We start from the raw sequence: 13,846 nt of genomic DNA, 5'->3' as shown, positions 1-13,846 counted from the left end.
ATGATTTTCGATTTCGAGATTTACAGCCCTGTTCAGCAGATAAAACATCCTTTGCTTGATGAGAAACAGCTGAAAGTTTTCATTAAACGGGATGACATGATACATCCCGTGATTTCGGGAAATAAATGGAGAAAGCTTAAATATACCCTCGAGGCTGCTTATAGTGCAGGTAAAACACATCTGGTAACTTTTGGTGGCGCCTACTCAAACCATTTATTAGCTACCGCCGCGGCTGCAGCAAAGTTTGGCTTTAAATCCACAGGCTTTGTGCGCGGCGAAGAGGTAAGCAATGACACCTTGTTTTTATGCAAACTGCATGGCATGCACTTGATTTTTGTTGATAGGGAAAGCTACCGTGATAAGCAGGCACTGTTTAATACCTATTTTGCCAACGATTCATTTGCTTATTTTATTAATGAAGGTGGGGCGTCCGCCGAGGCAGCACGCGGTTGCAGCGAACTAATAGCCGAGCTACCGCAAGTATACGACCATCTCTTTTGCGCCTGCGGTACAGGCACTACTGCCGCTGGCATATTAAATGGCTTACAGCATTTGCCTACTCTTTTTCACGCCGTACCGGTGTTAAAGGGTGGCGAATTTATTGCCGATGAAATTAAGCAATATGTAAAGCACAATCCCATTTACGAATTACATATCCAATACCATTTTGGCGGTTACGCAAAAACCACTCCCGAGCTAATCGACTTTATTAAAGCGTTTGTTATCGATACGGGTATTATCATTGAACCTGTGTATACGGGTAAAATGATGTATGCTTTATTCGACCTTGCCCGAAAAAACCATTTTAAACCGGGCAGCAGTATTTTGGCTATACATACCGGTGGTTTGTTTGGATTGTTGGGAATGAAGGAGAAGTTTTTGTTGTAAATGCGAAAGATACAGATCTAACCCGTCATGCCGAACTTGTTTCGGCACCCCACTCGCTAAGTATGTGTGCTGATTAGTATACGTCAAACAAATTTGTCATCTGTCCTGTGAGGTGCCGAAACAAGTTCGGCATGACGGGTTGCGACACCTCATTTTAATTATCCACCCTGAACCAATTCTCTCTTCAGTATAAAAACCAACTTTAAACATTTTAAACATACTTTTCGCCCAACGAGTTCAAAAAAGGCCTAAATAGTATTATTTAAGGGTTTTTATTAGATTTGTATAAAGCCAGTTACCTATGGAAAAAATGCAAATTACACCACAAAATGTTCAATCGACCTTGAGTAAACATATTTTGGCCGATGGTTTCGACCTTACCTTTGGTATGGAGAAAAGCCAAGGTGTTTACATTTATGATTCGAAATATGATCGTACGTTGCTCGATTTCTTTACCTGTTTTGCATCGGTGCCGTTGGGTTATAATCACCCTAAAATGATCAACGACGAAGCATTTAAAAAGAACTTGCTTTTAGCTGCGCTTACCAACCCATCTAACTCCGATATCTATACCGAACAATACGCCCAGTTTCTGGATACTTTTGATCGTGTGGGCATACCAGATTACCTGCCCCATGCCTTCTTTATCTCGGGTGGTGGTTTGGCGATCGAAAATGCGTTGAAAACCGCGATGGATTGGAAAGTGCAGAAGAACTTTGCCAAAGGCTATCAAACTGAGAAAGGGTTTAAGGTGATCCATTTCGAACATGCCTTTCATGGCCGCACAGGCTATACCTTAAGCCTTACCAATACGCAGCCGGTTAAAACACGCTGGTTTGCTAAGTTCGATTGGCCACGTGTAAGCACGCCATTTATCGATATCGATGATTTTAAGGTTAATCCTGAAGCTTTATATCAACGCGAAGCACAATCTATCGCTCAGATAGAAAAAGCTTTTCACGACAATAAGGACGATATCTGTGCCATTATTATAGAGCCTATCCAATCGGAGGGTGGCGACAACCACATCAGGCAGGAATTTTTAGAACAATTACGCAAACTCGCCGACGAGTATGAAGCCATGCTGATATATGATGAAGTGCAAACCGGCGTAGGCTTAACCGGTAAATTCTGGTGCCACGAGCACTTTGGCGAAAACGCCCGTCCGGATATTATTGCCTTTGGTAAAAAGATGCAGGTTTGCGGTATACTGGCGGGCCGCCGCGTTGAAGAAAATCCGGATAACGTGTTCACGGTATCGTCGCGCATTAACTCTACCTGGGGTGGCAATCTTACGGACATGGTGCGTTCGGCTAAAATATTAGATATTATTGCAGAAGACAATCTTTGTAATAAAGCGGCCGAAACAGGGACTTATTTACAACAGCAGCTAGCGGCGTTAAGTCTCGAAAATGGGCTTATTAGTAACATTAGGGGCAAAGGACTGCTTACCGCCTTCGATTTTCCTAACAATGAGATCCGTAATAATTTCATAACATCCGGACTAGAAAATAATACTATGTTTTTAGGGTGTGGTGAAAAAAGCATAAGGTTCCGCCCGGCGCTGATTATGGACAAAAACCACATTGATGATGGCATTAACACCATGAAAACCATCCTAAAGGGTTGCGAAGTGTAATAATTTTGCTACAAGTGTCAATTTAACACAATGTAGTTAATCTTTTTAGCCCATAAGATACTATTATTGCCGTTTCACGTTTATTACTATAAGCAATAATATTTTATAATAAACGTAAATAAGCATTATACATTTGGTGTAGTGCTGTTCTACTACTTTACAAGGGGGCACTAATATTTACTATGAGCAAACACACTGACAAATTAAAAAGACAGCTACTGGAAATATCAGAAGTTGTAAATTCATTTCAATCTGAGGCTGTACAGCTACGCATTATCGACAAATTGTTAGATGCATTAATAGAAAGTGATGGCGAAGGTTTTGAACACTTTACCCGTAAACCACAAAGAACGGAAGCGGGCGAAGAAGCAACTTTTGCACCCGCTAAAAAGAAACCAGGTGCCACTAAAATATTATATCAATTATTAGGCAGCGATTTCTTTGCCGAAGCCCGCTCTATATCCTCTATTGCAGAATACTGTAAAGAAAACTTTGATACCGATTTTAAAACTTCAGAATTATCAGGTATCCTGCTGAAACTATCTAACGAGCACAAACTCATCAGACAACGAAACCAGGACAATAACCGTTTTGAGTATATCAAGTCATAAAACAAGAAGGCCCCGACGAAATCGGGGCCTTCTTATTTTATGACAGTGAGCAGTTGATTGAGTTGATCAGGTGAGTGGTTTCAAGACTCGACTTACGTTCAGGTTAACGTTTTAAACGCCGCCAACTAATCAACTCAATCAACCATTTACTTAATTAGCCATAACATTATGGAATTTGAGCGCCTTCTAAAACAAGTGGAATTCATCCACGAGATAGACAAAGTCAAATACATTTTCAGGAAAACAAGGTTGTTTAACAGCCCTCGGCACGAAAATGATGCCGAGCATAGCTGGCATTTGGCAATTATGGCGTTATTATTGGCCGAACACGCCAATGAACCCGTAGATGTATTGAAAGTAGTGAAAATGCTGCTGATACATGACGTAGTTGAAATTGACGCTGGAGATATTTTTTTGTACGATTCAGTTGTGGCCCATACTAACACCGAAGCCGAACAAAAGGCAGCAGAAAGAATATTTGGGTTGTTGCCTACCGAACAGGCCAATGAGTATATTGCTATCTGGCAAGAGTTTGAAGATTCTGAAACGCCCGAAGCAAAATTTGCCCGCGCAATGGACAGACTCGAACCATTATTACAGAACGTATCTAACGGAGGTGGCACCTGGAAAGAATTTTCCGTTGACTATGGAAAAGTAGTTGAGAAAAAAAGCGTGATCAAGAATGGTTCCGAAACGCTTTGGGCATTCGCCAAACAGTTAATTGAGGAAAGTGTGGAGAAAGGTATTCTCCACAAAAAAACCTAACCATCAACTACTCTCTTATCTCAGATTAAACAAATTATCTACACCTAATAAGTCGCGCGATGTAAAACCTTCGGCATATTTGGCACCTATACTTTTACCAAACTCGCGGGCACGCGCTTCAATAACATGAATAAATTCAGGGGTGGAGATGTAAGTCTGCGGTTCATTTTCCCAGTTTGGATTATGAAATTGAGATCCATACGCATAGATGCTCGCTATCTTGATATCCCAATAATCGGAGATATCAATTAATATATCGGGCTTAATGTAGCGATCTTGTATAAAATGCAGCACCTGCTTAGGTCGCCACTCTTGCTGTGGCTCGCCGTTCACACTGGTTTCTATCTTACGTAAGCCCGCTAAAAAACATGCGTCCTCTATCAACTGGTTCGCACGACCATGATCTGGATGGCGGTCGTGATACGCGTTTCCAATTACTATTTCAGGCTGGTACTTGCGGATAGCCTCGATAACTTTCAGTTGGTATTCTTTAGTATTGGTAAAAAATCCATCGGGTATACCTAAGTTCTCGCGAATAGTAAGTCCTAATATCTCACTAGCAGCCGCCGCTTCCTGATCGCGGATCTCTGCAGAGCCGCGGGTGCCTAGTTCGCCGCGAGTAAGGTCTACAACACCAACTTTATAGCCCAATGCCAAGTGTTTCGCAATAGTTCCCGAGCAGCCCAATTCAGCATCGTCCGGATGGGCGGCTAAAACCAATATATCTAATTTAGTCATTGATAGTTTTAATAATTAACGCGCCAATAAGTGCGCTATCTTCTTCTTTATTTTTGATGAGCCAGGCTTGGTAAAAGGATAAAAGAAATCAACCACTTGCCCGTTCTTGTCAACCAGGTACTTGTGAAAATTCCAGCGCGGTGCGGCGCCAACCTTTCCATTCTGCTTTTTATCTGCCAGGTACTTATAAAGCGGATCGGCATAGGGTCCGCGTACCCGTATTTTTTCAAACGTCGGGAAGTTAGTGTCGAAGCGTTCGCAAAAGGTGATGATCTCGTCGCCATTCAGCGGCTCCTGCCCGCCAAAATCGTTAGAAGGAAAAGCTAAAATTTCGAAATCTTTACCTAAGAAAGACTTTTTTAGCTCTACTAATTCGGCCATTTGAGGTGTAAACCCGCATTGAGAGGCTGTGTTTACGATCAATAAAACTTTATTTTGGTAGCGTTTCAGGCTTATTTGTTCACCATTTAACTGTTGTACGTTAAATTGGTAGATATTACCGTTGTCCATTAGTACAAATATGAGGTATATCCTGCATCATGCAAAATAGTCTCAATATCGCGCTCGGTGGTTGGGTCGTAAGATTCCTTGAGATTATGGCCAAAAATACGGGCCACTGATTGGAACATAAAGGCGTGGAAACCGCCCTTTAAATCTTTAGCCATAGCAAAACTTGTAGTGCCAGTTTCCCGGCTTACCAGTTTAATCAGTACTTCGCCCTGATTAATGGTTAGATTCTTTATTTCGCGGTTAAAAAGTTCTTTGATCTGCGTTTCACAAGCGTTGATCATTTCTTTTTGCTTGCCTTTATCGCCGGTAGTTGCCAAATCGCGCTGTAATTGCGCATACCGTTGGCTGGCAAACCGGGCGTAAGGCAACACCTTCATTACATTATATTTAAGACGGTAGTAAGCCTGGCGATCTGCCTCGCTGGCAAATATACGGGTGTCTACTATCTTCACTTCAGGAGTAACTGTCCATGGTACCAGCTCCCCGTCAAGCACGGTCATATATGTTTTTATGGTGTCATTTTTCCCAAGTTTCGGGTGCGGCAGGTCGGTTTGCGCATTGGCAAAGCCCGCAAAACAACACAGCAGCATCAAAAACGTAAAAAATTTCATATATTTACTATTACAAAATTAACGCATTTATTTTGTGATTCTAAGTTACAACCTATAATTAATTTTCTTGTTATCTATTTTATTAGTTAGTAGTTACGCCGTATTATGAAAGAATTAGTGATTGACCTGGAAGCGGAGAAGAATGAGATTCTGAAAAGATACCGGGCCCTGCTGCGTGCGTGTAAGCCTACTATGCAAAAAGGCGATAAGCGCCTTATTCGTTTAGCTTTTGATATGGCCTTAGAAAGCCATAAAAACATGCGCCGCAAATCGGGCGAGCCATACATATACCACCCTATTGCAGTAGCACAAATAGCTGCCGAAGAAATTGGTTTGGGTACTACCTCCATTGTATGTGCTTTATTACACGATGTTGTTGAAGACACCGATGTTACCTTAGATGATATTGAACGGGAGTTTGGTAAAAAGGTTGCAAAGATCATCGATGGGCTTACCAAAATTTCGGGTGTATTTGACACCAACAGCTCATTACAGGCCGAAAACTTCCGTAAAATGCTGCTTACTCTAGCAGACGATGTGAGGGTGATATTGATTAAGCTGGCAGACCGTCTGCACAATATGCGCACCATGGAGTTTATGCCCCGCGATAAGCAATTAAAGCTATCGTCCGAAACGGTTTATCTCTATGCCCCACTCGCCCACCGCCTGGGTTTGTATGCCATAAAATCTGAACTGGAAGACCTTTCTATGAAATATATGGAAAGCGAAACCTACCAGTTTATCAAAAATAAGCTCAACGAAAAGAAGGCGGAGCGCGAGCGCTTTATCCGCGATTTTATTGATCCGATAAAGAAGACATTAGAAGCACAAGGCTTACATGCCGAAGTTTTCGGACGGCCAAAATCTATCCACTCCATTTGGAATAAGATGAAAAACAAGGCCATACCTTTTGAGGAGGTTTACGACTTGTTTGCTATCCGCATTATTTTAGATAGTGCGCCCGAAAACGAAAAAGCGGAGTGTTGGAAAGCCTACTCCATTGTTACCGACGAGTATCGCCCTAACCCCGATCGTTTGCGCGACTGGATATCATCGCCTAAAGTAAACGGTTACGAATCGCTGCACACCACCGTAATGGGTCCGCGTGGCCAGTGGGTAGAAGTGCAAATCCGTACCAAACGAATGAACGAGATTGCCGAAAAAGGTTTTGCTGCACACTGGAAATACAAAGAATCATCGTCAGACAACGGTCTCGACCAATGGATACATAAAGTGCGCGAAATGCTGCGCAACCCGGATAGCAACGCGCTCGACTTTTTGGATGATTTTAAAATGAACCTTTTCTCTGATGAGATCTTCATTTTTACGCCCAAAGGAGCCCTGCTACAGCTACCATTAAACGCCACTGCGCTCGACTTTGCCTTCGAGATCCACTCTGATGTGGGTGCAAGTTGTATCGGTGCCAAGGTTAATCACAAGCTGGTACCGTTAAGCCATAAGCTGCAAAACGGCGACCAGGTGGAGATTATCACCTCGAGCAAGCAAACCCCTAAGGAAGACTGGTTAAACTTTGTAGTTACAGCTAAGGCTAAAGCCAAAATTAAATCGGCCTTAAAAGAAGAGAAACGCAAAATTGCCGAAGACGGTAAGGAGATACTGGAGCGTAAGCTGAAATCATTAAAGATCACTTACAATTCTGAGAACATACAGAAACTGAGCTATTACTTCAAGCTACCATCAACCCAGGAGCTATTCTACAATGTAGCAAAGGGTTTGATAGACATGAAGGACTTGAAAGAATACCAGGCTTCAGAAAAAGTTGTCGATAATAAGCCTCAGGATAAAATTGAGAATGACCAGGTACAAAGCCTGCTCCGCAATATCAAAACCAAAGACAGCGACATATTGCTGATTGGCGAGGACATGCAGAAGATAGACTACAAACTGGCCAATTGCTGCAACCCAATACCAGGCGATGACGTGTTTGGATTTATTACCATTAACGATGGTATCAAAATTCACCGCACCAACTGCCCTAACGCCACCAAACTGATGAGTAATTATGGGTACCGTGTGGTTAAAGCCCGTTGGACTAACCAGCACGAACTGGCTTTTTTAACCGGCTTGCGTATTACGGGGATAGACGATGTGGGCTTGATCAATAAGCTAACCACTGTTATATCAAACGACTTTAAGGTAAACATCCGTTCTATTACTGTAGATAGCGATAACGGAATTTTTGAAGGTACAATAATGGTTTACGTTAACGACCGCGAGCACCTTGACAACCTGATAAAACGCTTAAAAACGGTAAGAGGTATAACCTCGGTAACCCGTTTCGACTCTGCTCAAACGGTGGAGAAGGCGTCTTAAGGTTGATTAGTTGACGAGTTGGATTAAATTGATTGTGTTATAAACTGCTTAACTTAATCCAACCAAATCAACTGCTTAACTTAAGCAACCACTACAAACAAACCAAAATAATTAATACCTTTGAACTGCTAAATATTAACTATGCCTCAGCAGGAAACCATTGATATGGTTAAAAAAATTTTCGAGGCGTATCTCGAAAATAAAAGCCTCAGAAAAACGCCTGAGCGCTTTGCCATACTAGAAGAAATTTATTCCAGAAGCGATCACTTTGATGTGGAGTCTTTATACATCCACATGAAAAACAAAAAGTATCGCGTAAGCCGCGCAACGGTATATAATACCCTAGAGTTATTGGTATCGTGCGATTTGGTTACCAAGCATCAGTTTGGTAAAAATATGGCTCAGTTCGAAAAATCTTATGGCTATAAGCAGCACGATCATATTATTTGCATCGATTGCGGTAAGGTGGTAGAGTTTTGCGACCCACGTATACAGCAGATACAAAGTATGATGGGCGAGTTGCTTAAGTTTGAGATCAAACACCACTCGTTAAATCTGTACGGAAACTGTACTAAATTAAAAGAAGGTTTCTGCGACAGAAAGGTATCGTAGAAGAGCGCGTTTCTTAATCATTTGAAATTTTATAGCGATAAATACGCTGATGATGATACCTTTGCGTTGTTAAAGCGCTGTGGGTAGTTCATGTCAGTTTATTGGCATTTCGCAAAAGCGTAAACTCTTTAATTTATAATAACCCTGCATGTGGGATACCGCTCTGTTGGCTAATGGACGGAATGACATGTTCTTTGATTATTAAAAGAAGAATTATTTAAATAAGTAATGGCTGTTGATGTTTTATTAGGCCTCCAATGGGGCGACGAAGGCAAGGGAAAAATTGTTGACGTATTAAGTGCAGGTTACGACCTGATTGCCCGCTTCCAAGGCGGACCAAATGCCGGGCACACCCTTGAGTTTGACGGTAAAAAATTTGTACTGAACACAATACCTTCGGGCATTTTCTTCGAAAACACCATGAACCTCATTGGTAATGGCGTAGTGATAGACCCTATCACCCTGAAAAAGGAATTAGATAAATTGAAAGACGCAGGCCACGACCTACTGGCTAAAAAGAACCTGCAGATTGCTAAAAAAGCACACTTGATCATCCCAACACACCAGTTGCTTGATGCTGCTTCTGAAAAGAAAATGGGCGAAGGTAAAATTGGTTCTACCTTAAAAGGTATTGGCCCTACTTATATGGATAAAACCGGTCGTAATGGTTTACGTATTGGCGATATCACTTTACCGGATTTTAAAGAGCGTTACCAGAAACTGGCTGATAAACACACCTCTATGCTACAGGCTTTATATGGTGAGGTGCCAGATTTTAGCGAGCGTGAGGCTTCTTTCTTCGAAGCCATTGAGCTAATCAAACAATTCCCATTAGTTGATTCTGAGCACCTGGTTAATAACTACATTAAAGAAGGTAAAAAAGTATTGGCAGAAGGCGCACAAGGTGCCATGCTGGATATCGACTTCGGTTCATACCCATTTGTTACCTCATCAAATACTACTGCTGCCGGTGCATGTACCGGTTTAGGTATAGCTCCTCGCCAAATTGGTGAGGTGATCGGTATCTTCAAAGCTTATTGCACCCGTGTTGGCGGTGGCCCCTTCCCTACCGAGTTAGATAACGAAGTTGGTGAAGAACTACGCAAAATCGGTCATGAATTTGGTGCTACTACTGGTCGCCCACGCCGTACAGGTTGGATCGATCTTCCGGCTTTGAAATACGCTATTATGCTTAACGGCGTAACCGAACTAGTAATGACCAAAGCTGACGTGTTGAGTGGTTTCGAAAAAATCTATGCTTGTACACATTACAATTATCAGGGCGAAACTATAGATTACATGCCATACGATATTTGCACCATTAAACCAGAACCGGTTTATAAGGAAATTGATGGCTGGAACGAAGACTTAACCGGTATTACCGAATTGTCTGAGATCCCTGCTAAATTAAATTCTTACATCGAATTTTTAGAGGCTGAATTGGGCGTTCCTGTTAAGTACCTTTCAGTAGGTCCGGATAGGAAACAAACTTTAGTGTTGCACTAAAAACTTTCCTCTTTGTCATTGCGAGCGATAGCGTGGCAATCTCGTCGCAAGCATCTTCTATTTGCATAGCTACGAGATTGCTTCGCTCCTCGCATTGACAAGTTTAATAAGATAATGCATTAAAGGCTCCGACAACCCGGAGCCTTTACTATTTTTGCCCTGTGATATTCCATTCCGATAACATTGCGCTATTTAAACAAAAAGTCCTCCATTGGGCGGCAAATTTTGATGTGGCATGCTATCTGGACTCCAACAATTTCGCAGACCGTTATTCAAAGTTCGACGCACTAATTGCTGTCGATGTTAAGGCTGAAGTAACTGCTAAGGCAGGCGATGCCTTTAAGGCCCTCGCCGATTTTAAGTCGACTCACAACGAGTGGATGACCGGATTCTTAGGGTATGATCTGAAGAATGAAATCGAGGACGTGAATTCGGCTAATGATGACCATCTGCATTTACCTGACCTTTATTTCTTCGTGCCCAAACATTTAATCGTTATCAAAAATAACGAAGTGGAAATACTAGCTGACGGTGCGGACGATATATGGAACACCATTAACGCTTTCAAACTAAACTCTGACAAAAGCCCATCTGACCTTCTAATCCAAACACGTTTCAATAGGGCCGAATACATCGACGCTGTTAACCGAGTAAAAGCCCATATTAATCGCGGTGATATCTACGTTACCAATTTTTGCCAGGAGTTTTACGCAGAGGTTGCTTCAATAAACCCAGTTGATATATTTGAAAACTTGAACAGGGTTTCTCCTAACCCTTTTGCCTGCTTTTTTAAGTATCATCAACAATATATCCTTTGCGCTTCGCCCGAAAGGTTTTTAGCTAAGCGCGAAAACAAGCTTATCTCTCAACCTATTAAGGGGACTGCAAAGCGTGGTGCTAACGCTACCGATGATAACGCTAACATTCAGAATCTTCGTAGTAACTCCAAGGAGCAACAGGAAAATGTAATGATTGTAGACTTGGTACGAAATGACCTAACGCACTCCGCAATTGCAGGTACAGTTAGGGTTGAAGAGTTATTTGGCATTTACAGCTTTAAGCAGGTTCATCAGATGATCTCAACTGTGGTGTGTGAATTGGATGCACACATCCCGGCTGTGGATGCCATCAGAAACACTTTCCCGATGGGTAGCATGACAGGCGCTCCTAAGATACGCGCCATGCAACTGATGGAGGAATACGAGCGCACCAGGCGAGGTATATATTCCGGTGCTATCGGCTATTTTAGTCCCGACGGTGATTTCGATTTCAATGTGGTGATCAGAAGTATTCTCTATAATGCCGTGGAGAAATACCTGTCGTTTCAGGCTGGTAGTGCCATTACCTACCAAGCAGATGCCGTCTTCGAATACGAAGAGTGCTTGCTAAAAGTAAAAGCTATACTGGAGGTATTGGGGCAGTCTCAATTTTCCCCGCAATCCTAACAGCCACTTCAGATCCATTTGCAAAGAAAGCCGAATAAGGCTGGCGCTTTAAGAAAGGCTCGAACTCGGCACCATACAATGCAGCAATATCACCCTCAAAAACGGGGTCTTTTACAACCGCTACCTGCCACGATACATGTTCTACAGCGTACTCGAGTGCCTTACTGTCGTCCATGCGGTTGTAGCCCCAATAATGCTCAAAAATAAACTCTTCGGCACTTCCTAGTTGGATGTCTGTAAAAACATTGCTTATCGTTGCACCAAGTTTATTCCATCGGCCTTTAAATTTCCATTGGTAATCATAATAAGTATGGTCATTACCAATAGGTACAATGTTATGGCGCATGGGTAGCGCTTTATAGTGCTCGTTATAAAGGTTATTGGCAATAACAGGGATAATATGCTTAGGAACAAGCTCACTGATAAACACCGCGCCGCGCTTCCATTCTTTCCCGTCGAAGTACCGAACGTAGAAACGCAGGTTCACTTCTTCAAAATTGATATGGAATGGCCATTTTATACCCATCACCCGGGTATCCAAAAACATAAAGCCAACCATACTCACCAAGACTTTACCATTCCACAAATCGAGTTCGGTAAAGGCAGGCAAGTGTGGTTTTAAAATGGCAGGATCAACTTCATAATTGAGCATTAGCCAGTTTCGCCACTGCGCGGTGAGAAAGCGCCTTTTGGCCATTATTTATGATAGTACTTCATGGCCTCTGGTATGTTGCGCTGGATGGCTGCAATACGTGTTGCATCTGCCGGGTGAGTGCTTAACAACTCCGGTGTACCGCCTCCCTGGTTAGATGCCGCCATACGTTTCCAGAAAGCCAGCGCATTATTAGGATCGTATCCCGCCATGGCCATAAAAGTTAGTCCCAGCCTATCTGCTTCCGACTCCTGATCGCGGGAGTATTTCAACAGTACCAGCTGTCCACCTACGCCGTACAATTGATTGATAATTCCAACGGTAGCAGAGTTCGATCCGTTTGCGGCAACACCTATAGCAGAGCCTACGCCTTGTGCAACCTGTTGCTGTGAAATACGCTCCGCAGAGTGGCGGGCAATGGCGTGACCTATCTCGTGGCCTAACACCGTAGCCAAACCGGCATCGTCTTGCGTATAGGGCAAAATGCCGCTGTAAACAGCTACTTTACCCCCGGGCATACACCAGGCATTTACCTCGCTGCTTTGAATGAGGTTAAATTGCCAATTAAAATTGTATTGATTGGCGTAGCCATTTTGCTGCAGATAATTTTGAATGGCAGTTGCCAGCTGGTTACCCACTCGCTGTACACGCTGGGCATCACTGGTGCCTTTGATCACTTTGGTTTTAGGATCGCTCAATAACTGGCTATAACTTGTAGCGGCAGATTGGTTAACCTCGGCATCACTTACCACATTAAGTTGCTTGCGGCCGGTTAACGGTACGGTTGAACATGAAAAAAGCACAATGGCGATAGCCATTGCACCTAAAAAATTGAATCTTCTCATAAATGTCAGGCAGTTTTCTTCTTAAACAAATTAACTTTCGACTCTTTGCCCTTTAATAAACGTTCGATATTTTTCTGGTGTGTAACTAATATCAATATGCACATACACATACCGTATATCACCACCGATTTAATATAAACCGGGAAAATAAATATTACCGCTATCGGATACATAAACCCAGCCAAAATTGAACCAAGGGAAACATACCGTGTTATCAGCAGCACCAGTATAAATACAAACACACAAAGCAAAGCAGCCTGCAAGTGCACAGCCAAAACCATTCCAAATAATGTGGCAATGCCTTTACCACCCCTAAAACCTGCAAAAATTGGGAACAAATGGCCCATTACAGCGGTGATACCTAAGGCGAGTTCGTAATTGGTAAATGCGATAGAATTGTGGTGCCCAACCAAAGAAATGGGTATAAAATAGGCCAGGTTGGTAGCCGTCCAGCCTTTTAAAATATCAATAAGCATTACAGGTATACCTGCTTTTTTTCCCAGCACCCTAAAGGTATTGGTAGCGCCGGCATTCCCGCTGCCATACTCCCTTATATCTATGCCATAAAATGCCTGACCTATCCAAACAGCAGTTGGAATAGAACCAAACAAATAAGCCAGAATGAGCGCTGAAATTGAGTAAACAGAAATCATTTTACCACAATATTACTAAAAGATATGTTAGTAATTA

General features: G+C 42.5%; 14 protein-coding genes. 8 read left to right on the top strand and 6 right to left on the bottom strand.

The window, feature by feature from the left end; all coding sequences use genetic code 11:
- From GSY63_RS04145 to GSY63_RS04130, 4 genes are all read left to right on the top strand, one after another.
- Entirely contained in the window at window positions 1-888 is an 888-nt protein-coding gene (locus GSY63_RS04145) for a 1-aminocyclopropane-1-carboxylate deaminase/D-cysteine desulfhydrase (protein WP_166584563.1), read from the top strand.
- A 301-nt stretch (window positions 889-1,189) separates the two neighbouring features.
- Window positions 1,190-2,527 carry an L-lysine 6-transaminase gene (lat, locus tag GSY63_RS04140; RefSeq protein WP_166584562.1) on the top strand — a complete coding sequence of 446 codons (1,338 nt, stop codon included), beginning with the start codon at window positions 1,190-1,192 and terminating at the stop codon, window positions 2,525-2,527.
- A 182-nt stretch (window positions 2,528-2,709) separates the two neighbouring features.
- Complete coding sequence (locus GSY63_RS04135) at window positions 2,710-3,138, top strand: hypothetical protein (RefSeq protein ID WP_166584561.1); 429 nt, start codon at window positions 2,710-2,712, stop codon at window positions 3,136-3,138.
- A gap of 168 nt (window positions 3,139-3,306) precedes the next feature.
- On the top strand, window positions 3,307-3,903 hold the full coding sequence (locus tag GSY63_RS04130; RefSeq protein WP_166584560.1) for an HD domain-containing protein: 597 nt from the start codon (window positions 3,307-3,309) through the stop codon (window positions 3,901-3,903).
- A gap of 15 nt (window positions 3,904-3,918) precedes the next feature.
- Here the strand turns inward: GSY63_RS04130 and bshB1 are convergent, their stop codons facing one another.
- From bshB1 to GSY63_RS04115, 3 genes are read right to left on the bottom strand one after another with little or no spacing between them, the layout of a single operon-like run.
- Complete coding sequence (gene bshB1, locus GSY63_RS04125; RefSeq protein ID WP_166584559.1) at window positions 3,919-4,641, bottom strand: bacillithiol biosynthesis deacetylase BshB1; 723 nt, start codon at window positions 4,639-4,641, stop codon at window positions 3,919-3,921.
- A gap of 15 nt (window positions 4,642-4,656) precedes the next feature.
- Entirely contained in the window at window positions 4,657-5,151 is a 495-nt protein-coding gene (locus GSY63_RS04120; RefSeq protein WP_166584558.1) for a glutathione peroxidase, read from the bottom strand.
- Window positions 5,151-5,762 carry a DUF4294 domain-containing protein gene (locus GSY63_RS04115; protein ID WP_166584557.1) on the bottom strand — a complete coding sequence of 204 codons (612 nt, stop codon included), beginning with the start codon at window positions 5,760-5,762 and terminating at the stop codon, window positions 5,151-5,153. The genes GSY63_RS04120 and GSY63_RS04115 overlap by 1 nt, the downstream gene beginning before the upstream one ends.
- A gap of 105 nt (window positions 5,763-5,867) precedes the next feature.
- Between GSY63_RS04115 and GSY63_RS04110 the strand changes: the two genes are divergently transcribed.
- The 4 genes from GSY63_RS04110 (at window position 5,868) to GSY63_RS04095 (ending at window position 11,659) form a co-directional block, all read left to right on the top strand.
- A complete protein-coding gene (locus GSY63_RS04110) occupies window positions 5,868-8,096 on the top strand; it encodes a RelA/SpoT family protein (protein ID WP_166584556.1) in 2,229 nt (742 codons plus the stop codon).
- Window positions 8,097-8,237: 141 nt separating this feature from the next.
- Window positions 8,238-8,708 carry a Fur family transcriptional regulator gene (locus GSY63_RS04105; protein ID WP_166584555.1) on the top strand — a complete coding sequence of 157 codons (471 nt, stop codon included), beginning with the start codon at window positions 8,238-8,240 and terminating at the stop codon, window positions 8,706-8,708.
- Window positions 8,709-8,936: 228 nt separating this feature from the next.
- Window positions 8,937-10,214 carry an adenylosuccinate synthase gene (locus tag GSY63_RS04100; RefSeq protein WP_166584554.1) on the top strand — a complete coding sequence of 426 codons (1,278 nt, stop codon included), beginning with the start codon at window positions 8,937-8,939 and terminating at the stop codon, window positions 10,212-10,214.
- Window positions 10,215-10,375: 161 nt separating this feature from the next.
- A complete protein-coding gene (locus GSY63_RS04095) occupies window positions 10,376-11,659 on the top strand; it encodes an anthranilate synthase component I family protein (RefSeq protein WP_317168538.1) in 1,284 nt (427 codons plus the stop codon).
- Here GSY63_RS04095 and GSY63_RS04090 read toward each other — a convergent pair.
- From GSY63_RS04090 to plsY, 3 genes are read right to left on the bottom strand one after another with little or no spacing between them, the layout of a single operon-like run.
- Window positions 11,613-12,356, bottom strand: coding sequence for a YqjF family protein (locus tag GSY63_RS04090; protein ID WP_166584553.1), 744 nt, complete (start codon window positions 12,354-12,356; stop codon window positions 11,613-11,615). The two genes, GSY63_RS04095 and GSY63_RS04090, sit on opposite strands and share 47 nt — an antisense overlap.
- On the bottom strand, window positions 12,356-13,156 hold the full coding sequence (locus GSY63_RS04085; RefSeq protein WP_166584552.1) for a M48 family metallopeptidase: 801 nt from the start codon (window positions 13,154-13,156) through the stop codon (window positions 12,356-12,358). The genes GSY63_RS04090 and GSY63_RS04085 overlap by 1 nt, the downstream gene beginning before the upstream one ends.
- Window positions 13,157-13,161: 5 nt before the next feature.
- Window positions 13,162-13,809, bottom strand: coding sequence for a glycerol-3-phosphate 1-O-acyltransferase PlsY (gene plsY / locus GSY63_RS04080; protein WP_166584551.1), 648 nt, complete (start codon window positions 13,807-13,809; stop codon window positions 13,162-13,164).
- Between the last annotated feature and the right edge of the window lie 37 nt (window positions 13,810-13,846).

Origin of the sequence: Mucilaginibacter agri, from assembly GCF_009928685.1 — a bacterium.
Classification (GTDB): Bacteria; Bacteroidota; Bacteroidia; order Sphingobacteriales; family Sphingobacteriaceae; genus Mucilaginibacter; species Mucilaginibacter agri.
This window is presented reverse-complemented; position numbering and strand designations above follow the sequence as displayed.

Excerpts from the sequence above, each read along its gene's own strand:
- GSY63_RS04145 (WP_166584563.1), top strand. The coding sequence starts at position 1 with ATGATTTTCGATTTCGAGATTTACAGCCCTGTTCAGCAGATAAAACAT.
- lat (WP_166584562.1), top strand. The coding sequence starts at position 1,190 with ATGGAAAAAATGCAAATTACACCACAAAATGTTCAATCGACCTTGAGT.
- GSY63_RS04135 (WP_166584561.1), top strand. The coding sequence starts at position 2,710 with ATGAGCAAACACACTGACAAATTAAAAAGACAGCTACTGGAAATATCA.
- GSY63_RS04130 (WP_166584560.1), top strand. The coding sequence starts at position 3,307 with ATGGAATTTGAGCGCCTTCTAAAACAAGTGGAATTCATCCACGAGATA.
- bshB1 (WP_166584559.1), bottom strand. The coding sequence starts at position 4,641 with ATGACTAAATTAGATATATTGGTTTTAGCCGCCCATCCGGACGATGCT.
- GSY63_RS04120 (WP_166584558.1), bottom strand. The coding sequence starts at position 5,151 with ATGGACAACGGTAATATCTACCAATTTAACGTACAACAGTTAAATGGT.
- GSY63_RS04115 (WP_166584557.1), bottom strand. The coding sequence starts at position 5,762 with ATGAAATTTTTTACGTTTTTGATGCTGCTGTGTTGTTTTGCGGGCTTT.
- GSY63_RS04110 (WP_166584556.1), top strand. The coding sequence starts at position 5,868 with ATGAAAGAATTAGTGATTGACCTGGAAGCGGAGAAGAATGAGATTCTG.
- GSY63_RS04105 (WP_166584555.1), top strand. The coding sequence starts at position 8,238 with ATGCCTCAGCAGGAAACCATTGATATGGTTAAAAAAATTTTCGAGGCG.
- GSY63_RS04100 (WP_166584554.1), top strand. The coding sequence starts at position 8,937 with ATGGCTGTTGATGTTTTATTAGGCCTCCAATGGGGCGACGAAGGCAAG.
- GSY63_RS04090 (WP_166584553.1), bottom strand. The coding sequence starts at position 12,356 with ATGGCCAAAAGGCGCTTTCTCACCGCGCAGTGGCGAAACTGGCTAATG.
- GSY63_RS04085 (WP_166584552.1), bottom strand. The coding sequence starts at position 13,156 with ATGAGAAGATTCAATTTTTTAGGTGCAATGGCTATCGCCATTGTGCTT.
- plsY (WP_166584551.1), bottom strand. The coding sequence starts at position 13,809 with ATGATTTCTGTTTACTCAATTTCAGCGCTCATTCTGGCTTATTTGTTT.